This window comes from Streptomyces sp. NPDC032198, from assembly GCF_040636975.1.
In the GTDB taxonomy this organism is placed as follows: Bacteria; Actinomycetota; Actinomycetes; order Streptomycetales; family Streptomycetaceae; genus Streptomyces.
The window spans coordinates 485,968-503,849 of sequence record NZ_JBEZVL010000004.1 but is presented as its reverse complement, the minus strand read 5'-3'; the positions used below and the strand labels follow the sequence as shown (position 1 = coordinate 503,849).

Genomic DNA, 17,882 nt, shown 5'->3' with positions numbered 1-17,882 from the left:
CGCACAAGAGTGCCCCTGAGGCCAAGTTGGTGCCATCGAATTCTGTTGCGGCGGGGGACGCCGAGAGCTCACGATGCGTTCATGTGCGAGATGGGGGACAGGACAGCAGTGAGCGGAACGGGGGAGCGGGCATGAGTGCGCGACTGCGTGGCATAGCGACGCGGACCGAGGACATCGTGGCGGCGGGGTGGTACGCCGCTCCGGGTGGCCGCGAGGTGGTGATCGCGGATGCGGTGGACGCCGCGCGCTCCGGCACGCGGATGTTCGGTCCGGCGGCCCTGGACGTGGCTCCCGTGACGCCGCCCGAGCTGACCTCCACGGTAGTCGAGGTCACCGGCGAGAGCAGCTTGGAGGCCGCGCGCCGCCTGACGGGCGGGGAAGGGGGCCCGGTGGCCGTTCTGAACTTCTCCTCGGCACGCAATCCCGGCGGCGGCTATCTGAACGGTGCCCAGGCGCAGGAGGAGGCGCTGTGCCGGGCGTCGGCGCTGTACACCTGCGTGCGGTCGGCCAGGGAGTTCTACGACCACCACCGCGCCCACCGCGACCCGTTCTACACGGACCGCGTGATCCACTCCCCGGCCGTGCCGGTCTTCCGCGACGACCGGGGGCAGCTCCTCGACGCGGCGTACAGGGTCGGCTTCCTGACCTCGGCGGCGCCGAACGCGGGCGTCGTGCTGCGCCAGACCCCGGAGCGCGCCGCCGATCTGCCGTCCGCCCTGGCCCGGCGCGCGGAGCGGGTCCTGGAGACCGCGGTGGCCTGCGGCTATCGGCGGCTCGTGCTCGGCGCGTGGGGCTGCGGCGTCTTCCAGAACGATCCCGTCCAGGTGGCGGACGCGTTCCGGGTGCCGCTCGACGAAGGCGGCCGGTTCCACGGGCACTTCGAGCACGTCGTGTTCGGGGTGCTCGACCGTACGCGCGGCGCGGTGACGCGGGCCGCCTTCGAGGAGGCGTTCGGGGCGGGGTTCAAGGGCGCGGCTCGGCCCGCCTAGGGGCTACCGCCAGCCGTAGCGCTCCTGGAGCCGCCGCACGACCAGGTTGAACCGCATCCGGTCGAGCGCGCACGCCTCGCGCCGCATGCCCGCGTCGTGCACCCGAAGGACCCGGTCGATGGCGACCCAGGATTCACGGCCCTCGCGGTCCCAGGGACCGCTGCCGATCGGCACCCACTCCCCATCATTGGCGTGCTGCTTGCTGGAGAGCTGCACCGCGAGCAGCGTGCCGCGCGCCTCGCGGGCGACGACCAGGACGGGACGGTCCTTGCCGCGCCCGTCGTTCTCCTCGTAGGGCACCCACGTCCAGACGATCTCGCCGGGGTCGGGATCGCCGTCATGGGCGGGGGCGTACGTCGTCTGGACCCGGCCGACCTCACGGGGCTCGGCCTCGGTGGTCGCGGCGGGGCCCATGCGGCCCGGATGCTCGGACATCTGCTGGTCATCGGTGTTGGCAGTCACGCGGGCCACCGTAGAACCTGTCTGGCCCAACCCGCAGGGCGGGTCCGCGCGATGGGCCGCAGGCTCGGTCCATGGCGCACCGACGACACCTCAGCCGAGCCCGGGTCATCGCCGTCCTCGCCCTCTGTGGCACGGCACTTGCCCCGACGCTCCCCCAGTCCGCCGACCGATCCGTGCCGCCGCCGCGCACCGTCTCCGGCTGGCTCCCCTACTGGGGCCAGGAGACCGCGTACCAGGACGCCCTGCGCCACGCCGCCCAGCTACACACCGTCAGCCCCTTCTGGTACGAGGCGAAATCGGCCGGCAGCGTGGCGGGCCACACCGGGGCGGGCTCGCGCCGCGTCATCGACGGACTCCACAGGGCGGGCATCAAGGTCGTGCCGACCGTCATGGAACGGATGCGGCCCGGAGCGCTCGCGGCGATCGTCACGGACAAGGCGCGCCGCGCCGAACACATCGCCGCGCTCCTGAAGATCGTGCGCAGCCGTTCGTACGACGGCATCGACCTGGACTACGAGAGCATCGCGCCCACCGGGGACGCCGCCTACAAGAAGGTGGGGGCGGGCTACGCGACGATGGTCACCGACCTGTGCGCGCGGCTCCACGCGCTGCGCAAGCAGTGCCTGATCACCGTGTCGCCGAAGACGCGGATCAGCGGGCGCGTCTGGGACTACCGCCGACTGGGCGCCGCCGCCGACCGGTTGCGCATCATGGCCTACGACCAGCACTGGGCCTCCGGCTCACCCGGCCCGCTCTCGTCGCCCGCCTGGTACGAGGAGATCCTGCGCCGCGCCACCGCCGAAGTCCCGGCCGCCAAGCTGGAGATGGGCCTGCCCGGCTACGGCTGGGACTGGCAGGTCGGCAGCGGCGACCGCGCCCGGCACGTCACCTGGAAGGAGGCCGAGGCCCTGCGCCGCCGGGTCGGCGCGCCCTACGGCATCGACCCCGAGTCGGGCACGCCCCACTTCACGTACAAGGAGGGCGGCAAGAGCCGCACGGTCTGGTACCAGGACGCGCGCGGGACGGCCGCGCACCTGCCCGTCCTGCGGAAGTACGGCGTGCGCCACACCGTCCTGTGGGCCCTCGGCTTCGAGGACCCGGCGGTGTGGCGCACGCTGGCAACCGGTTAGACGGCCTGCGGCCACTGCTCGTACCACCGCTGGTCCGCCTCCAGCTGTGCGGCGAGCGATATCAGGAGCGGCTCGGCGCCGGCGGGCCCAAGGAGCTGCGCGCCGACCGGAAGGCCGCCGTCCGCCTTGCCCGCGGGCACGTTGACGCCGGGCCAGCCCAGCACGTTCCACGTCCACGCGTAGGGGCAGGCGGCGATCATGGCCTGGTCGGTGCGCCAGCCGCTGAGGGCGGCCATGCTGCCGATCCGCGGCGGGGGAGTGGCGGTGGTGGGGGTGAGGACGACGTCGTACGTCGAGAAGATCGCGCCGACCCGCCGGTGCAGGGCAGCTTCCGCGCGGCGGGCCAGGCGCAGCGGGGCGCCGCCGAGCACGCGCCCCAGGCGGGCCGCCTCCTTGGTACGCGGGTCGAGGAGGTGCGGCTGGGGGATCTCGCGGGCCCATTCGGTGATGCCCGCCGTGGCGCGCGGCACGAAGTCGAGGCCTATCTGGCCGTAGCGAGGGTCGGCCTCCTCCACGTCGTGGCCGAGCGCGGCGAGGCGGTCCGCCAGGACGTAGACCTTCCGGCGCACGAGGGGGTGCAGGCGCTTGGGGGTCGCGGTGAACGGCATGCGCAGCGAGAGGGCGATCCGCAGCCGCCCAGGCTCGCGGGTCGCCGCGTCCGTGGCGCTGATGGCGGGCGGCTGGTGCAGGTCACCGCTGTGGTTGCCGCTCGCCGCGTCGAGCAGCAGGGCCGCGTCGGCGACGGTCCTGGCGAGCGGGCCGTTGACGGTGATGCCGTTGAAGGACTCGGGCCAGGGCCAGGTCGAGATGCGGCCACGCTGCGGCTTGATCCCGACGAGGTGGGTCCAGGCGGCGGGGATGCGCACCGAGCCCGCGCCGTCCGAGCCGAGCGCTGCGGGGACGAGGCCCGCGGCGACCGCGGCCGCCGAGCCGCCCGACGAACCGCCGGGAGTGTGTCCGGTGTGCCACGGATTGCGGGTGTCCCCGAAGCCGGGACCCTCAGTGAAGGGCCACTGCCCCAGCTCGCAGGTGTTGGTCTTGCCGACGATCACGGCGCCGGCCGTCCGCAGCCGGCGCACCGACTCGGCGTCCTCGGTCTTCGGCGGAAAGTCACCCCGGCAGCCGAACGCGGTCGGCTCGCCCGTTATGTCGGTGTCGTCCTTCACGGCGAGCGGCACACCGAGCAGCGGCCGCCCCGAACCGCCGGCCGCCAACTCCCGGTCCGCGGCATCCGCTTCGGCGAGCGCGGCCTCGGCCCGCACCAGCTTGAAGGCGTTGAGCACGGGCTGCGAGGCCTCGATCCGCGCCAGCGTGCGCTCCGTCAGCGCACGCGAGGACACTTCTCCGTCGGCCAGCGCGCGAGCGGTGCGCGCGAGGCCATCGGCACGGTCGACAGTCATGTGGGGGCACCTTTGATCGACGGACAGGTGCACGCACGCTAACCGGCGCCGGAGGAACGCGGTACGGGGGCAGGGCAGTTCACGCCGCGCACGGCGTCCGCGAGTGCCCCGCCGCAGGCCGGTGGCGCCATGGCGCCCGCCTGGGAGCGCGCCCACGCCGTCTGGAAGGATGAGCCCTGCCATGGCGCAGATACCGAACAAGACCGCACACCAGCCCGAGCAGTACTCCGTGCCGACGAGTGCCGACGTGGCGCGTCTGGCGGGAGTCTCGCGCGCGACCGTCTCGTACGTCCTGAACAACACGAGCGCCGTCCGTATCAGCGAGCCCACCCGCCGCCGCGTCCACGAGGCCGCCAAGGAACTGGGGTACGTCCCGCACGCCGCGGCCCGCAGCCTGCGCGCCGGGCACACGCGGGTGGTCCTGATGCCCACGCCGCAGATCCCGGCGGGCCCGCTCTTCAGCGAGTTCTTCAACGAGCTGCAATGGGCGCTCAGCAGGTTCGACTACACCGTCGTGCAGTACGGCAGCCTCGGCCTGACCGGCGAGGAGGCGGCCCGCGCCTGGGCCGAGCTGCGCCCGGTGGCGGTCCTCGCCCCCGACGCATCGGGACTCGGCGCGCGCGGTGTGAGCGTCCTGAAGCGCTCGGGCGCCAAGGCCGTCTTCACGATCGGCCCGCAGCGGGCCGAGGGCGCCCACGCCCTGCTGATGGACCAGCGCCTGGTGGGGCAGTGCGCCGCCACCCACCTCCTGGAGCGCGGCAGCCGGCACATCGGCGTCGTGATCCCCGAGGAACGAGGCCTTGAGCCCTTCGCTCGTCCACGCGCCGAAGGCGTCCGCGGCACCGTCGCACAGCACGGCACGGACGCCACGGTGACCGAGCTGCCCCTGGCCTACGACGAGGGGTCGGCGGCCCGGCTCGCGGCGCGCTGGCGCACGCTGGGCGTCGACGGAGTGTTCACGTACAACGACGAGTACGCGATGCTGCTGATGCGGGCGCTGCAGGACGAAGGCATCGCCGTCCCCGAGGAGACGGCGATGATCGGCGCCGACGACTTGATGCTCGGCAGGCTCCTGCGGCCGCGGCTCAGCACGGTCCGCATCGAGCTGCCGTCGGGTCAGAAACTCGCGCAGCTCGTCGACCGGGTCGTGCGTGACCCGGGCATGGAGCCCGAGGTGCACGACGTGCTCGGTGCGACGGCAGTGCACCGCGAGTCGAGCTGACCCTGCTGCTGGTGGGTCTTCCTTACTGCTCCTGCCCCTGAGCCTGCGCCTTGGCCTGCTCCTCGGCGACGGACTGGCGGACCTCGTCCATGTCCAGCTTCCTGGCCTGCCCGATGACGTCCTCGAGGGCGGCCTCCGGCAGGGCGCCGGGCTGCGCGAACACGGCCACCTGATCGCGGACGATCATCAGCGTGGGAATCGACTGGATGCCGAAGGCCTGAGCGAGCTCAGGCTGCGCCTCCGTGTCCACCTTGCCGAAGACCATGTCGGGGTTGGCCTCGGCGACCTTGTCGTAGACGGGCGCGAACGACTTGCACGGACCGCACCACTCCGCCCAGAAGTCGATCAGGACGAATTCGTTGTCCGTGACCGTCTGGTCGAAGTTTTCCTTGGTGAGCTCCACAGTCGTGCTGCTCATGGTGTTTCCCTCTTCCTGCTGCTGTCGGTCGAAGCCGCTGTGCACAACGGCCCGGGTGGCGGACGTATTCCACGCGCTCACCCGATGCTCGTTCCGCGCGCGTACCCATGTGGCCACGTCGCACACCTGCGACCACACTGGCTTCCATGACGGATTCGAAGACATACGACGTAGTGGTTCTGGGTGCGGGTCCAGTGGGGGAGAACGTCGCGGACCGCGCCCGTGCGGGCGGCCTGAGCGTGGCGATCGTGGAGAGCGAACTCGTCGGGGGCGAATGCTCGTACTGGGCGTGCATGCCGAGCAAGGCGCTGCTGCGCCCGGTCATCGCCCGCGCGGACGCCCGCAAGGTGCCCGGGCTGCGCCAGTCGGTGCAGGGCCCCCTGGACGCGGCGGCGGTCCTCGCGCACCGCGACTACTACACCTCGCACTGGAAGGACGACGGCCAGATCGGCTGGCTGGACTCGATCGGCGTGGACCTCTACCGCGGCCATGGCCGCATCGCCGGAACACGACAGGTGACCGTCGCGGGCTCCGACGGCACCGAGCACACCCTGACCGCCCGCCACGCGGTGGCGGTCTGCACCGGCACCCGCGCCGCCCTGCCCGACCTGCCGGGCCTGGCCGAGGTGAAGCCGTGGACGAGCCGCGAGGCCACCAGCGCGGACCACGTGCCCGGCCGCCTCGCGGTGGTCGGCGGCGGTGTGGTCGCCGTGGAGATGGCCACGGCCTGGCAGGCGCTCGGCTCGCAGGTCACCGTGCTCGTCCGCGGCGATGACGGGCTGCTCCCGCGCATGGAGCCGTTCGCCGGAGAGCTGGTCACCAAGGCGCTCACGGAGGCGGGCGCGGAGGTCCGCACCGGTGTCTCCGTCACGGGTGTGCGGAGGGAGAACGGCACGGTCACGGCGACCCTGAGCGACGGCGGCACCCTGGAGGCCGACGAGATCCTGTTCGCCACTGGGCGTGCGCCGCGCACCGACGACCTCGGCCTGGAGACCATCGGCATGGACCCCGGCTCCTGGCTGCCGGTCGACGAGAGCCTGCGGGTGCAGGGCAGCGACTGGCTCTACGCGGTCGGTGACGCCAACCACCGCGCGCTGCTCACCCACCAGGGCAAGTACCAGGCGCGTATCGCCGGCGCCGCGATCACCGCCCGCGCCCAGGGGGTTCCGCTCCTGGAGACCGACACCTGGGGCGCGCACGCGGCCACCGCCGACCACGCCGCCGTACCCCAGGTGGTCTTCACCGACCCCGAGGCGGCATCGGCCGGCCTCACCCTCGCGGAGGCGGAAGCCGCGGGCCGCCGCGTGCGTGCCGTGGACTACGACATGGCGGGCGTGGCGGGTGCCGGGCTCTACGCGGACGGCTACGAAGGCCGGGCCCGCATGATCGTCGACCTCGACCGCGAGATCCTGCTCGGCGTGACCTTCGTGGGCCCCGGCGTCGGTGAACTCATCCACTCGGCGACGGTGGCGATCGCGGGGGAGGTGCCGATCGACCGCCTGTGGCACGCGGTCCCGGCGTACCCCACGGTCAGCGAGGTGTGGCTGCGGCTTCTGGAGACCTATCGCGGGGCGTGAGCCCGCGCCGCTCGAACCGCTCGGGGCCCGTCACCACTGCGGTGACGGGCCCCGTCACGTGCGCGTGTCTCAGGAGCTGTGGGCCGGTTGGAGGAGGCTGCGGATAAGGGGCGCGATCTCCTGTGCGGGGCGTACGTGGTCGACCTGGCCGGTCCCGATGGCGGACTTGGGCATGCCGTGGAACTCGGCGGTGGCGGGGTCCTCGACGATGACGATCCCGCCACGTGATTTCACCGCCTCGACTCCCCGGGCGCCGTCGCCGTCGGCTCCGGTGAGCACACAGGCGATGATCTGCGTTCCGTAGACCTTCGACGCGGATTCGAAGAGGGGGTCGGCGGCCGGGCGGGCGTAATTGACCGGGCCCTGCTGGGTCAGCGCCAGCGTGCCGCCCTCGGTCACGCACAGGTGGTGGTCGGGCGGCGCGATGTGGACACATCCGGCCTGCGGGTGCTCGCCGTCGTCGGCCAGTTTGACGCGGAGTCCGGTGGCGCGGGACAGGATGGCGACGATGTGCGTGCGCCGGGAGCGGCGCAGGTGCTGGGCCACCAGCACGGACGCCGGAAGATCGGCACCGAGTCCGCCGAGCAGGGTCTGCAGCCCCTGGACACCACCGGCGGACGAGGCCACCATCACGATCGCGCGGCGCCCGGGGGCCGGTTCGCTCTGCCTGCTGTTCACGCGTCGACCCTAGCCCGGTCATGTTGCCGCGGCGGGGACGGCCGCGGGTGTCGACGGATCGGCGGATGGCGGACGACGGATCCTGAGGTGGGCGGGGCCGCCCGGTCGACGCCCCCAAGACTCGGCGCGGATGCCGTAGGCCGGGGGCGCCCGCTCAGTGGCCCGCGTCCTGCCGTGCCGCGTCTCGTAGGAGTCGAGTCCGTTGAGTCTCGCGATTGTGGTGGCGGGTTCGTGGCTGAGGGCGTGGAGGGCGGGGCGGGAGGTTGCCGGGCGGTTCCCGGTGGGCGGGGAAGGTGGATGCCGTAGGCCGGGGGCGCTTCCTCAGTGGCCTGCGTCCTGCCATGCCGCGTCCCGTAGGAGCCGCAGTCCGTTGAGGCCCACGAGCACCGTGGAGCCCTCGTGGCCGAGTACGCCGAGGGGGAGCGGGAGGTTGCCGAGCAGGTCCCAGGTGACCAGGGCCGCGATGAACGTTCCGGCGATCACCAGGTTCTGCACCACGAGCCCGCGGGCGCGCCGGGACAGGGCGATCACCCTCGGCACGGTGGCGAGTTCGTCCCGCACGATGACGGCGTCGGCGGTCTCCAGGGCGAGGTCGGAGCCGGTACGGCCCATCGCGATGCCGGTGTGGGCCGCGGCCAGGGCAGGCGCGTCGTTGACTCCGTCTCCGACAACCAGGATCCTGCGCCCGGCGCTCTCCGCCCCGCGCACCGCCACGACCTTGTCCTGGGGGAGCAGCCCGGCCCGTACGTCGTCGATGCCGACCTCCGCAGCGATGCGGGCCGCGGCCTGCGCGTTGTCGCCGGTGAGCAGCATCGGAGCCGTGCCGGTGAGGGATTCCAGGGCGGCGACGGTCGTCGCGGCGTCCGGGCGCAGGCGGTCGGCGATGCCGAGGGCACCCGCGGGGATCCCGTCGCGCAGGACGAGCACGGCGGTCTGGCCGTCCTCGCCCAACTGCTCTGCCCGACGCAGGACTTCGTAGCTCGCCGGGTCCTCGCGCCCATCGGTCGGCCCGGTGCCGAGCAGCCGTGCCGGCGCACCCACCTCCACAATCGCGCCCCCGACCGTGGCACTCACCCCGACACCCGGCGCCGACGCGAAGTCCGAGACCGGCGGAAGGTCCAGGCCCCGGGCGCGCGCCGCGCTCACGACCGCGCGGGCCAGCGGGTGTTCGCTGCGGTGCTCGGCCGCCGCCGCGAGGGTGAGGAGGCCGTCATCGGTCAGGCCGCTGCCGGGAAGGACGTGGACGGCGGTCACCCGGGGCGTGCCCTCGGTCAGGGTGCCCGTCTTGTCGAGCGCGACCGTGTCCACCTGCCCAAGACGCTCCATGACGACGGCCGACTTGACCAGAACACCGTGCCGCCCCGCGTTCGCGATCGCCGAGAGCAGCGGCGGCATCGTGGCAAGGACCACCGCGCAGGGCGACGCCACGATCATGAAGGTTATCGCCCGCAGCAGTGCCCCGGTCAGGTCGTCGCCGAACGCCGGCGGCACGGCGAACACGGCGAGCGTGGCGACGACCATGCCGAGCGAGTACCGCTGCTCGACCTTCTCGATGAACAGCTGAGTGGGCGCCTTGGTCTCCGACGCCTCCTCGACCATGGCCACGATCCGCGCGATCACCGAGTCCGACGCGTCACGCCCGACCCGCACCCGCAGCGCCCCCGCCCCGTTCAGCGTGCCCGCGAACACCTCGTCCCCGGCCTCCTTGGCGACCGGCAGCGGCTCCCCGGTGATCGTCGCCTGATCGACGTCACTCGCCCCCTCAAGTACCTCGCCGTCCGCGCCGACCCGCTCACCGGGTCGTACGAGGATGACGTCGCCGACCTTCAACTCCGCCGTGCCGACTGTCTCTTCGCCGCCCGCGACGGTCAGCCGCGTGGCCGTGGCGGGCGCCAGGTCGAGCAGGCCGCGCACCGAGTCGGCGGTGCGCGCGGTGGCAAGGGCCTCAAGGGCGCCCGACGTGGCGAAGATGACGATGAGCAGCGCCCCGTCCATCACCTGCCCGATCGCCGCCGCACCGAGCGCCGCGACGATCATCAGCAGATCGACGTCCAGGGTCTTCTCGCGCAGCGCCCGCAGCCCGGCGAGCGCGGGCTCCCAGCCCCCGGCGACGTACGCGACGGCGTACAGCGCACCCCACAGCCATGAGGGGGCCCCGGTCAGCTGAAGCGGCAGCGCGATCAGGAACGCGGCCGTGGCCGCCGCCGCCCAGCGGGCCTCGGCCAGCGCGAGAACACGGGTGCGGCGACGCGGAGCCCCGCCGGAGGCGGCGGAAGTTCCCTGGTCGGAGCGGGGGAGCAGGGCAGTGGGCATGGCGAAGGAACCCTTCACGGGCTGGGGAACGGCAACGCCCACACCGTACAGGAATGAATGAACAGCTTTTCATGTGTCATCGATAGGATGGCGCCATGGGTCACGGAGTCGACGACAAGAGCAGCGCCACCACGCGCGAACGCCTGGACACCGTGGGGGCCGCCGACGTCGCAGCCACTCTTCAGGCCCTGGCGACGCCCTCACGGCTGCTGATCCTCGCCCGTCTGCAGGAGGGCCCCTGCGCGGCCGGTGATCTGGCGGAGGCGGTCGGCATGGAGCAGTCGGCCTGCTCGCACCAGCTGCGTCTGCTGCGCAATCTCGGCCTCATCACCGGCGAACGGCACGGCCGTTCCGTCATCTACGCCCTCTACGACCACCACGTGGCCGAACTCCTCGACCAGGCGCTCTTCCACGTCGAGCACCTGCGCCTCGGTCTGCGGGATACCCCGCCGGGCGGTTAGCCTGACAGCGATCTTCAGTCATGACCTCAATCATGATCTTCAGGTGAGGGAGAACGGCGTGTGGCCCGTGGTGGCGGTCGTGGCCGTCGGCGGCGCCATCGGCGCGTCGGCACGCTATGGGGCGTCCCTGATCTGGCCCACCGTCCCCGGCGCCTTCCCCACGACGACGCTCCTGGTGAACGTCATCGGATGTGCGGTCATGGGCGCCTTCATGGTGATCCTCACCGAGGCGCGGACACCGCACCGCCTCCTCCGGCCCTTCTTCGGCACGGGCGTGCTCGGCGGCTTCACCACCTTCTCCACGTACGCGCTGGACATCGAACGCCTGGTGGACGCCGGTCACGCCCGCACGGGCCTGGCCTATCTCGGCCTCACGCTGCTCGCGGCCCTCGCGGCGGTGTGGAGCGCGGCATGGGCGACGCGCCGCCTGGTCCTGGCGAGGCGGCCGTGACCGGCCGGGACGGGGCACGCCGGTGAACTGGCTCTGCGTGGTGGCCGGGGCGATGATCGGCGCCCCGCTGCGGTTCCTCACCGACCGTGCCGTGCAGACCAGGCATGCCACCGTCTTCCCATGGGGAACGTTCACCGTCAACGTGCTGGGCAGCCTGATCCTCGGCGTGCTCACCGGCGCGACGGTCGCGGGCGCCGCCTCCTCCCACACCCAACTGTTCCTGGGCACCGGCCTGTGCGGCGCCCTGACGACGTATTCGACCTTCTCGTACGAGACGCTGCGGCTCTCCGAGGGCGGGGCCAGGTTCTACGCGGCGGCCAACGTCCTGGCCAGTGTGACCGCGGGGCTCGGCGCGGTCTTCGCGGGCGTCGCGTTGGCGGAGGGGCTGTGGGTCTGACAGGGCGCCGGTGGTCAGTGCCACCGGCGCCCTGTGTGCGTAGTCGCTCTCGGGATCAGACCTCGGTGAAGTCCCCCGAGAGGGCCGCCGCCATCCGCAGGTGCGGGGCCGCGTCCGTGTCCCGGCCCTGCCGTTCGAGCGTGCGGCCGAGGAGCAGCCTGGCGTACTGCTCCACGGGGTCGAGCTCGATGACCGTACGCAACTCGCTCTCGGCGCGCCGCAGTTGCGCCGAGTGGTAGTAGGCGCGGGCCAGCAGCAGACGCGGGGCGACCTGCTCCGGTACCTCGTCGGCCAGGGTGCCGAGGATGCGCGCCGCCGTGGCGTACTCCTTGGCGTCGAAGAACTGCCGCGCGCGCTCCCAGCGCTCCGCCGCGGTTCCGTGGTCGTAGTACGTCGTGTCCACTGTTGCCTCCTTCGAGCCGTCCAACGGACACGGTTAGTTAAATATTCCACTACACACTTCCGCCCCTGTTTCTACCCCCGCCTCTGCCTCCTCCGGGACGGCATCGGTCAACACGGCTACGGCGGTTACGCCGGAATGACCGGGGCGGACGCCTGACGGTCGGCGTCCCACGGGTCTAGGTTGTGCGACATGAGCAATCTTGATCGCGAGGCGGTCCCGTCCCTGTGCGGCGGTCGTGGGTTCGTCGTCGCCGAACCGGTACGGGAACTCCTCAGCCCCCGGAAGGTCAAGCTCGGTGAGTCCACCGAGGTCCGCCGCCTGCTGCCCAACCTGGGACGCCGCATGGTCGGAGCCTGGTGCTTCGTCGACCACTACGGCCCTGACGACATCGCGGACGAGCCGGGCATGCAGGTGGGTCCGCACCCGCACATGGGCCTGCAGACGGTGAGTTGGCTGCACGAAGGTGAGGTCCTGCACCGCGACTCCACGGGCAGCCTCCAGACGATCCGCCCTCGCGAGCTCGGCCTGATGACCTCGGGCCGGGCGATCTCGCATTCGGAGGAAAGCCCCAGGTCCCACGCCCGCCTCCTGCATGGCGCCCAGCTGTGGGTGGCGCTGCCCGACATCCACCGCAACACCGACCCGCGCTTCGAGCACCACGCGGAACTGCCCCTGGTCACGGCCCCCGGCCTCACGGCGACCCTCATCCTGGGCACGGTCGACGGCACCACGTCACCCGGCACGACCTACACCCCGATCGTCGGCGCGGACCTCGCCCTGACCCGGGACGCGGACGTACGCCTGCCGCTGAACCCCGACTTCGAGTACGCGGTCCTCGGCATGTCCGGCGAGACCCGGGTGGACGGCGTCCCCGTCCTGCCAGGATCGATGCTGTACCTGGGATGCGGCCGCACCGAACTGCCGCTGCACGCCGAGTCGGACGCGGATCTGATGCTGCTGGGCGGCGAGCCGTTCGACGAGGAACTCATCATGTGGTGGAACTTCATCGGCCGCACGAACGAGGACATCGCACAGGCCCGCTCGGACTGGATGGCCGGCTCGCGCTTCGGCGAGGTGAAGGGGTACGACGGCGGCCGGATCCCTGCCCCGGAACTCCCGGCGGTTCCCCTGAAACGGCGGGGGCGGGTGCGCTGATCCGCGCGGATGCCGGCAGGCGGAGGGGCGGGACCGAAGGGCATGGGGCCTAGAACGCGTCGCGCAGGGTCTCCAGGAGGCGGGCGATGTTCGCCTCGTCGCGGCGATAGTAGGCCCCCTTGCCCCGCCGGGTGGCGACCGCCAGCCCCGCCTGCCGCAGGATCGCGAGGTACTGCACCCAGCGCACGGACCTGCGGCACGTAGTCACCGGCCGAGGTGGACGTCGTCCTGGACACGGTGGGCGGGGGCACCCTCGCCCGCAGCCGGGAGGTTCTCGCCGACCGAGGCCGCGTGGTGTCCATCGTGGACATCCCCGAACCGCAGAACCTGCTCACTGCGTGGGGCGTGAACGCGACCTGTCACTTCGTTTTCGTCAGCCCCGGGCGGGCGAAGATCGAGGCCCTCGGCCGGCTGGTCGACGAGGGCAGGCTCCGGCCGGTGATCGGCGCCGTGCTGCCGCTGGCCGACATCGCGAAGGCGCACGCCCTGCTGGAAGGCGGCTCGGGCGGCGCGGGCCGCGGACACCCACGCGGCAAGATCGCCGTCGCCGTGCACCCCCCTGGACGAGTCGTCGCGCGGGACAACGTCCTTGTCTTGACTCGAAGCGTCCGGCAGGACGCGCCCGATTCCGCATCGCTTGACGCATGCCGATATGGGAATATGATGTTGCCATGGCACGAGCAGCGACGACGTCGGACGTCTTCAACGCGATCGCAGAGCCGCAGCGCCGCGACATCCTCTTGCTGCTGCGGGCGGGTGAGCGGCCGGTGACCGAATTGGCCGAGGAGCTGGGGATGACCCAGCCGGGGGCGTCCAAACACCTGCGGGTGCTCCGGGAGGTCGGGCTGGTGCGGGACCGCAAGGCGGGCAAGCAGCGCCTGTACGGCCTCGACGCCCGCGGGTTGCGACCGGTCCATGAGTGGACCGGCGGGTTCGAGCAGTTCTGGAACGAGAGCTTCGACCGGCTTGACGCATATGTGCAGGACCTCAAGCAGGCACAACAGGAGGAGTGACCGATGGCAGCGACAGGACGGGACCACGCGCCGGCGCAGTCGGCGACGGCCGACCGCGAGATCGTGATCTCCCGGGCCATCAACGCCCCACGGGAGCTGGTGTTCGACGCGTTCACCGAGGTGCGGCACCTGTCACGGTGGTGGGGGCCGGAGGGGTTCACCACCACCACGCGGGCGTTCGAGTTCCGCGTCGGCGGGGAGTGGGACTTCGTGATGCACGGCCCTGACGGGACGGACTACCAGGAGTGGATCTCCTGGACGCAGCTCACCCCACCGGAGCGGATCGAGTTCCTGCACGGCGAGTCCCGCGACGACCCGAACGCCTTCGAGTCGGTCCTCACGTTCACGCCCGACGGCGCGGCGACCCGGATCGAGATGCGCACGCTGTTCCCCACCAGGGAACTGCGCGACGAGGCGGTCGAGAAGTACCACGCGATCGAGGCCGGCGGGCAGACCCTGAGCAACCTGGCTGACTACGTCACCGAGATCGCTTCGAAGGGAGCGGAGGGCTGATGGCCGGCAAGGTGTTCTTCAGCGTGTCGATGTCGCTCGACGGGTTCATCGCGCCCGAGACCTCCGAGGAGTTGATGGGGAAGCAGTGGATGGAACTGCAGCAGTGGGTCTTCCCGCTGCGGTCTTTCCGGGAGAACCTGAAGCTCGGCGGGGGTGGTGAGGAAGGGCGCGACAACGACATCGTGCGGGAGACGTTCGAGCGCACCGGCGCGAGCGTGATGGGCAAGCGCATGTTCGACGCCGGCGAGAAGATGTGGCCGGCGGAAGCGCCGTTCCACACGCCGGTGTTCGTCGTCACGCACGAGAAGCGTGACCCCTGGGAGCGGCCCGGCGGGACCACCTTCCACTTCGTCAACGACGGCATCGAGACCGCGCTCGACCTGGCCCGCGAGGCCGCGGGCGACCGGGACGTCCGCATCGCGGGCGGCGGCGCGACGATCCTGGAGTACGTGAACGCGGGTCTCGTCGACGAGTTCTCGATCGCGCTGTCACCCGTGCTGTTCGGCTCCGGCATCCGCCTGTTCGACGGCGTGGACGCGTCCAGGGTCGCGCTGGAGCCGGTCCGTTCGGAGCCGTCGTCACGGGTGACGCACCTGACCTACGCCGTGCACCCGCGGTAGCCCTGGCAAACACACTGATGTCCCCGAAGTGCACGCTGTCCGCGTAGGTGACCGGTCTCCATACCGGTCCGACTCCGCGAACGCCGCCGGATCACGCAGTGAGTGGGCAGCGGGCAGTGGGCTCCTTCTTCTGGCCCACGCCTACACTGACCGTGCCAAATGTGCCGCGGACGGCGGCCACGCGGCACCAGTAGGAGCCTGAGAGTTGGAGCCTGAGAGCATGACCGACCCGACTCAGGACCCCCGCTTCCTCCAGGACCCCTATCCGGCCTACGCGGCCATGCGGGCCACATGCCCGGTGCAGCCCATGCCCACCGGATCTACGGGACCTGCCGGCTCCGGGAAGCATTCCAGCTACGTGGTCACCGGCTACGCGGAAGCCCGAGAAGCCCTCGCGGACGCCCGACTCTCGAAGGACACGGCCGCCTTCTTCGCGGGCAAGGCATCACGGCGGCGCCTGCACCCTGCCGTCGCGCACAACATGCTGGCCGGCGATCCGCCCCAGCACACCCGGCTGCGCAAGCTGGTGACCAAGGCATTCACGACCGGGGCCGTCAAGGAGCTGCGTCCGTTCATCGCCCGCGTCACCGATGAGCTGCTCGATCAGTGGCCCTCCGACGAGCAGTTCGACTTCGTGGCCGGACTGGCCGTACCACTGCCGGTGAGCGTGATCTGCGAACTGCTCGGGGTCCCGGAGGCCGACCGGGCCGATGTCCGGCGCTGGTCCGCGGAGCTGTTCGCGGCGGGGGAGCCCGACGTCATCGACGCTGCCTCGCACGCGCTGGCCGAGTACATGACGGGCCTCATCGCCGCCAAACGCCTGGAGCCGGGCAGCTCACTTCTCGACCGGCTCATCTCGGCCCGCGACGGAGGCGATCAGCTGAGCGAGGAGGAGCTGGTCTCGCTGGCGGTGCTGCTGCTCGTGGCCGGACACGAGACCACCACCAACTTCCTCGGCAACGCCGTCCTTGCGCTGCTCCAGCACCCGGCCGAGCTGAATCGACTGCGGGGGAATCCGGACGAGGTCCCTGCCGTACTGGATGAGCTGCTGCGCTATGAATCCCCCGTGAGTACGGCCACCTTCCGGTTCACCACGGAAGACGTCACGCTCGGCGGTACCGGGATTCCGGCCGGTGTCCCGGTCCACGTCTCTCTCGGCGCGGCCAACAGGGACCCCGAGCGGTTCCCGGCACCGGACCTGCTCGACCTGGACCGGGACGCCTCGGCCCACCTCAGCTTCGGCCATGGAATCCACCGTTGTGTCGGCGCTCCCCTGGCCAGAGCCGAAGCGGAGATCGCCCTCAGAGCGGTGCTGGCCCGCTTCCCCGGGATCCGTCTCGCCGTACCGCCCGATCAACTGACCTGGCGCCGCACTCGTCTCGTTCGCGGCCTCGCATCGCTTCCTGTCCTGGCCTAGGCAGCCAGCGACGTGCGGCGGACAGCGTCACCTCGATGTCGTCGCTCCACGAACAGACTTCCAGCCACGACAGGTAGCCGGCCTGTGTGAAGACCAGAACCTCACCGGGGTACTCGCCGGCCTCGGTGACCAGCTGTGCCTCGGCCGCCACGACGGTGCGGGGGCCGGTGGGCGCGGGCTCCGCCTCGCCGGTGTCGAGTGCGAAGTACGTGGTCCCGCACCCGCAGGTGCAACGCCCCCGCACGCTGAGGTACGGAACCTGCCTGCGGAGCGCGGCGTGCACCGGATCGTCCGTGTTCAGGACAAGGGCCAGCACGTCGGCCACGTCGGCAGGCAGGCTCTCGTTCATCTCAGGGGATCAGCGCAGTCCGGCGAAGAGGTCGGTCTCGGGTTCGGCCGCGCCGGTGGCGTCCTTGACCCGTACGAAGGTCTCCACGCCCATCAGCTCGCCGAACCGCTCCTTGCCCATCTTGAGGAAGAAGATGTTCTCGCCCTGACTGGCGTGCGCGGCCAGCGCGTCGAACTTCTGGCCGCTGAACGCGGTGGTGTCCACCCAGGTGGTGATCTCGTCGTCCGGGAGGCCGATCTCGGCCATCGCGGCGGCCTCGGCAGGGTCCGGCTCCGGCATGTCACCGAGCTCGCGCATGGTCTCCCCGAACCGCTGCATCGCCGAGCGGGGCATCGTCGTCCAGTACACCTTCGGGGTCAGGTCGACCATCTCCAGCGCCGCCATCGTGATGCGGTGGGCCTGGATGTGGTCGGGGTGGCCGTAGAAGCCGTTCTCGTCATAGGTGACGACCACGTCGGGACGGTAGTGGCGCATGAGTTCCGCGAGCCGGGCGGCGCCTTCCTCCACGGGGGTCTGCCAGAAGGAGCCGGGGGCGTCGTTGCTCGGCCAGCCGATCATCCCGGAGTCGGCATAGTCCAGCATCTCCAGATCGCTGATCTTCAGGACGTCACGGCTCGCCTCGAGTTCCTTGCGGCGCATCGAGGCCACGGCTGCCGGATCGTGCCCTGGCTCGCCGGGCTTGACACCCCCCGGTCCGTCACCGCAGCCGCCGTCGGTACAGGTCACGAGAACCGTGCGGATTCCTTCCGCCGCGTACCGCGCGAGGATCCCTCCGGTCCCGGTGGCCTCGTCATCGGGGTGGGCGTGCACTGCCATGAGCGTCAAAGGCCGGTCGGTCATGGTGAAAGTCCTCCTGCGGAAATTACGTCGTGGTCCACGTGCCATGCACGGTGGGCATATCGCGGTGCCGGAGC

The 17,882-nt window shown here is 71.5% G+C and carries 19 protein-coding genes and 2 pseudogenes; 13 read left to right on the top strand and 8 right to left on the bottom strand.

Translation table 11 applies throughout. From position 1 onward, the window contains the following. Positions 1 to 131 precede the first annotated feature (131 nt). A complete protein-coding gene (locus tag AB0E78_RS13385) occupies positions 132 to 989 on the top strand; it encodes a TIGR02452 family protein (RefSeq protein WP_361831519.1) in 858 nt (285 codons plus the stop codon). A gap of 3 nt (positions 990 to 992) precedes the next feature. Here AB0E78_RS13385 and AB0E78_RS13380 read toward each other — a convergent pair whose 3' ends face one another. Continuing rightward, the gene (locus AB0E78_RS13380; RefSeq protein ID WP_361831517.1) at positions 993 to 1,451 is read right to left on the bottom strand and encodes a type II toxin-antitoxin system PemK/MazF family toxin; all 459 of its coding nucleotides are present in this window, start codon (positions 1,449 to 1,451) and stop codon (positions 993 to 995) included. A gap of 71 nt (positions 1,452 to 1,522) precedes the next feature. Between AB0E78_RS13380 and AB0E78_RS13375 the strand changes: the two genes are divergently transcribed. Further along, positions 1,523 to 2,581 (top strand): glycosyl hydrolase family 18 protein, encoded by a 1,059-nt coding sequence (locus tag AB0E78_RS13375; RefSeq protein WP_361831515.1) that lies wholly within the window; start codon positions 1,523 to 1,525, stop codon positions 2,579 to 2,581. On the opposite strand, the gene AB0E78_RS13370 is transcribed toward AB0E78_RS13375, so the two are convergent. Continuing rightward, complete coding sequence (locus tag AB0E78_RS13370) at positions 2,578 to 3,981, bottom strand: amidase (protein ID WP_361831513.1); 1,404 nt, start codon at positions 3,979 to 3,981, stop codon at positions 2,578 to 2,580. The genes AB0E78_RS13375 and AB0E78_RS13370 overlap by 4 nt on opposite strands. 181 nt (positions 3,982 to 4,162) lie before the next feature. Between AB0E78_RS13370 and AB0E78_RS13365 the strand changes: the two genes are divergently transcribed. Next, the gene (locus tag AB0E78_RS13365) at positions 4,163 to 5,203 is read left to right on the top strand and encodes a LacI family DNA-binding transcriptional regulator (RefSeq protein ID WP_361831511.1); all 1,041 of its coding nucleotides are present in this window, start codon (positions 4,163 to 4,165) and stop codon (positions 5,201 to 5,203) included. Positions 5,204 to 5,225: 22 nt separating this feature from the next. On the opposite strand, the gene trxA is transcribed toward AB0E78_RS13365, so the two are convergent. Next, a complete protein-coding gene (gene trxA, locus AB0E78_RS13360) occupies positions 5,226 to 5,621 on the bottom strand; it encodes a thioredoxin (RefSeq protein WP_361831509.1) in 396 nt (131 codons plus the stop codon). Positions 5,622 to 5,767: 146 nt separating this feature from the next. Between trxA and AB0E78_RS13355 the strand changes: the two genes are divergently transcribed. Further along, complete coding sequence (locus tag AB0E78_RS13355; RefSeq protein ID WP_361831507.1) at positions 5,768 to 7,198, top strand: NAD(P)/FAD-dependent oxidoreductase; 1,431 nt, start codon at positions 5,768 to 5,770, stop codon at positions 7,196 to 7,198. A 69-nt stretch (positions 7,199 to 7,267) separates the two neighbouring features. On the opposite strand, the gene AB0E78_RS13350 is transcribed toward AB0E78_RS13355, so the two are convergent. Together AB0E78_RS13350 and AB0E78_RS13345 are read right to left on the bottom strand one after the other, a co-directional pair. After that, positions 7,268 to 7,876 (bottom strand): chemotaxis protein CheB, encoded by a 609-nt coding sequence (locus AB0E78_RS13350; protein ID WP_361831505.1) that lies wholly within the window; start codon positions 7,874 to 7,876, stop codon positions 7,268 to 7,270. Between the two features lie 321 nt (positions 7,877 to 8,197). Beyond that, a complete protein-coding gene (locus tag AB0E78_RS13345; RefSeq protein WP_361831503.1) occupies positions 8,198 to 10,189 on the bottom strand; it encodes a heavy metal translocating P-type ATPase in 1,992 nt (663 codons plus the stop codon). 95 nt (positions 10,190 to 10,284) lie between these two features. Here AB0E78_RS13345 and AB0E78_RS13340 point away from each other — a divergent pair, with 95 nt between their 5' ends. From AB0E78_RS13340 to crcB (AB0E78_RS13330), 3 genes are read left to right on the top strand one after another with little or no spacing between them, the layout of a single operon-like run. Then, positions 10,285 to 10,650, top strand: coding sequence for a metalloregulator ArsR/SmtB family transcription factor (locus AB0E78_RS13340; protein WP_361831501.1), 366 nt, complete (start codon positions 10,285 to 10,287; stop codon positions 10,648 to 10,650). A 43-nt stretch (positions 10,651 to 10,693) separates the two neighbouring features. Then, a complete protein-coding gene (crcB, locus tag AB0E78_RS13335) occupies positions 10,694 to 11,101 on the top strand; it encodes a fluoride efflux transporter CrcB (protein WP_361831499.1) in 408 nt (135 codons plus the stop codon). Between the two features lie 22 nt (positions 11,102 to 11,123). Further along, on the top strand, positions 11,124 to 11,498 hold the full coding sequence (crcB, locus tag AB0E78_RS13330; RefSeq protein ID WP_361831497.1) for a fluoride efflux transporter CrcB: 375 nt from the start codon (positions 11,124 to 11,126) through the stop codon (positions 11,496 to 11,498). Positions 11,499 to 11,553: 55 nt separating this feature from the next. Here crcB (AB0E78_RS13330) and AB0E78_RS13325 read toward each other — a convergent pair whose 3' ends face one another. Next, positions 11,554 to 11,901 (bottom strand): tetratricopeptide repeat protein, encoded by a 348-nt coding sequence (locus tag AB0E78_RS13325; protein ID WP_361831495.1) that lies wholly within the window; start codon positions 11,899 to 11,901, stop codon positions 11,554 to 11,556. A gap of 189 nt (positions 11,902 to 12,090) precedes the next feature. Here AB0E78_RS13325 and AB0E78_RS13320 point away from each other — a divergent pair, with 189 nt between their 5' ends. Further along, entirely contained in the window at positions 12,091 to 13,056 is a 966-nt protein-coding gene (locus tag AB0E78_RS13320; protein WP_361831493.1) for a pirin family protein, read from the top strand. 49 nt (positions 13,057 to 13,105) lie between these two features. Here AB0E78_RS13320 and AB0E78_RS13315 read toward each other — a convergent pair. Then, positions 13,106 to 13,231 (bottom strand): annotated as a pseudogene (locus AB0E78_RS13315) (transcriptional regulator); the annotation flags it as partial. A 41-nt stretch (positions 13,232 to 13,272) separates the two neighbouring features. On the opposite strand from AB0E78_RS13315, the pseudogene AB0E78_RS13310 reads away from it, so the two are divergent. The 5 genes and pseudogenes from AB0E78_RS13310 to AB0E78_RS13290 form a co-directional block, all read left to right on the top strand. Beyond that, positions 13,273 to 13,614, top strand: a pseudogene (locus tag AB0E78_RS13310) (zinc-binding dehydrogenase); the annotation flags it as partial. A 113-nt stretch (positions 13,615 to 13,727) separates the two neighbouring features. Continuing rightward, a complete protein-coding gene (locus AB0E78_RS13305) occupies positions 13,728 to 14,069 on the top strand; it encodes a metalloregulator ArsR/SmtB family transcription factor (RefSeq protein WP_361831491.1) in 342 nt (113 codons plus the stop codon). 3 nt (positions 14,070 to 14,072) lie between these two features. Beyond that, on the top strand, positions 14,073 to 14,582 hold the full coding sequence (locus AB0E78_RS13300) for an SRPBCC family protein (protein WP_361831489.1): 510 nt from the start codon (positions 14,073 to 14,075) through the stop codon (positions 14,580 to 14,582). Continuing rightward, complete coding sequence (locus tag AB0E78_RS13295) at positions 14,582 to 15,202, top strand: dihydrofolate reductase family protein (protein ID WP_361831487.1); 621 nt, start codon at positions 14,582 to 14,584, stop codon at positions 15,200 to 15,202. Before AB0E78_RS13300 ends, AB0E78_RS13295 begins: the two co-directional genes overlap by 1 nt. A 220-nt stretch (positions 15,203 to 15,422) precedes the next feature. Continuing rightward, entirely contained in the window at positions 15,423 to 16,619 is a 1,197-nt protein-coding gene (locus AB0E78_RS13290) for a cytochrome P450 (protein WP_361831485.1), read from the top strand. A gap of 358 nt (positions 16,620 to 16,977) precedes the next feature. On the opposite strand, the gene AB0E78_RS13285 is transcribed toward AB0E78_RS13290, so the two are convergent. Beyond that, complete coding sequence (locus AB0E78_RS13285) at positions 16,978 to 17,808, bottom strand: PIG-L family deacetylase (RefSeq protein ID WP_361831483.1); 831 nt, start codon at positions 17,806 to 17,808, stop codon at positions 16,978 to 16,980. Positions 17,809 to 17,882: the final 74 nt, after the last annotated feature.

Coding starts and splice junctions, on each gene's coding strand:
- AB0E78_RS13305 (WP_361831491.1), top strand. CDS start 13,728: ATGGCACGAGCAGCGACGACGTCGGACGTCTTCAACGCGATCGCAGAG.
- AB0E78_RS13290 (WP_361831485.1), top strand. CDS start 15,423: ATGACCGACCCGACTCAGGACCCCCGCTTCCTCCAGGACCCCTATCCG.
- AB0E78_RS13345 (WP_361831503.1), bottom strand. CDS start 10,189: ATGCCCACTGCCCTGCTCCCCCGCTCCGACCAGGGAACTTCCGCCGCC.
- AB0E78_RS13295 (WP_361831487.1), top strand. CDS start 14,582: ATGGCCGGCAAGGTGTTCTTCAGCGTGTCGATGTCGCTCGACGGGTTC.
- AB0E78_RS13340 (WP_361831501.1), top strand. CDS start 10,285: ATGGGTCACGGAGTCGACGACAAGAGCAGCGCCACCACGCGCGAACGC.
- AB0E78_RS13285 (WP_361831483.1), bottom strand. CDS start 17,808: ATGACCGACCGGCCTTTGACGCTCATGGCAGTGCACGCCCACCCCGAT.
- AB0E78_RS13370 (WP_361831513.1), bottom strand. CDS start 3,981: ATGACTGTCGACCGTGCCGATGGCCTCGCGCGCACCGCTCGCGCGCTG.
- AB0E78_RS13355 (WP_361831507.1), top strand. CDS start 5,768: ATGACGGATTCGAAGACATACGACGTAGTGGTTCTGGGTGCGGGTCCA.
- trxA (WP_361831509.1), bottom strand. CDS start 5,621: ATGAGCAGCACGACTGTGGAGCTCACCAAGGAAAACTTCGACCAGACG.
- AB0E78_RS13365 (WP_361831511.1), top strand. CDS start 4,163: ATGGCGCAGATACCGAACAAGACCGCACACCAGCCCGAGCAGTACTCC.
- AB0E78_RS13385 (WP_361831519.1), top strand. CDS start 132: ATGAGTGCGCGACTGCGTGGCATAGCGACGCGGACCGAGGACATCGTG.
- AB0E78_RS13300 (WP_361831489.1), top strand. CDS start 14,073: ATGGCAGCGACAGGACGGGACCACGCGCCGGCGCAGTCGGCGACGGCC.
- AB0E78_RS13320 (WP_361831493.1), top strand. CDS start 12,091: ATGAGCAATCTTGATCGCGAGGCGGTCCCGTCCCTGTGCGGCGGTCGT.
- AB0E78_RS13375 (WP_361831515.1), top strand. CDS start 1,523: ATGGCGCACCGACGACACCTCAGCCGAGCCCGGGTCATCGCCGTCCTC.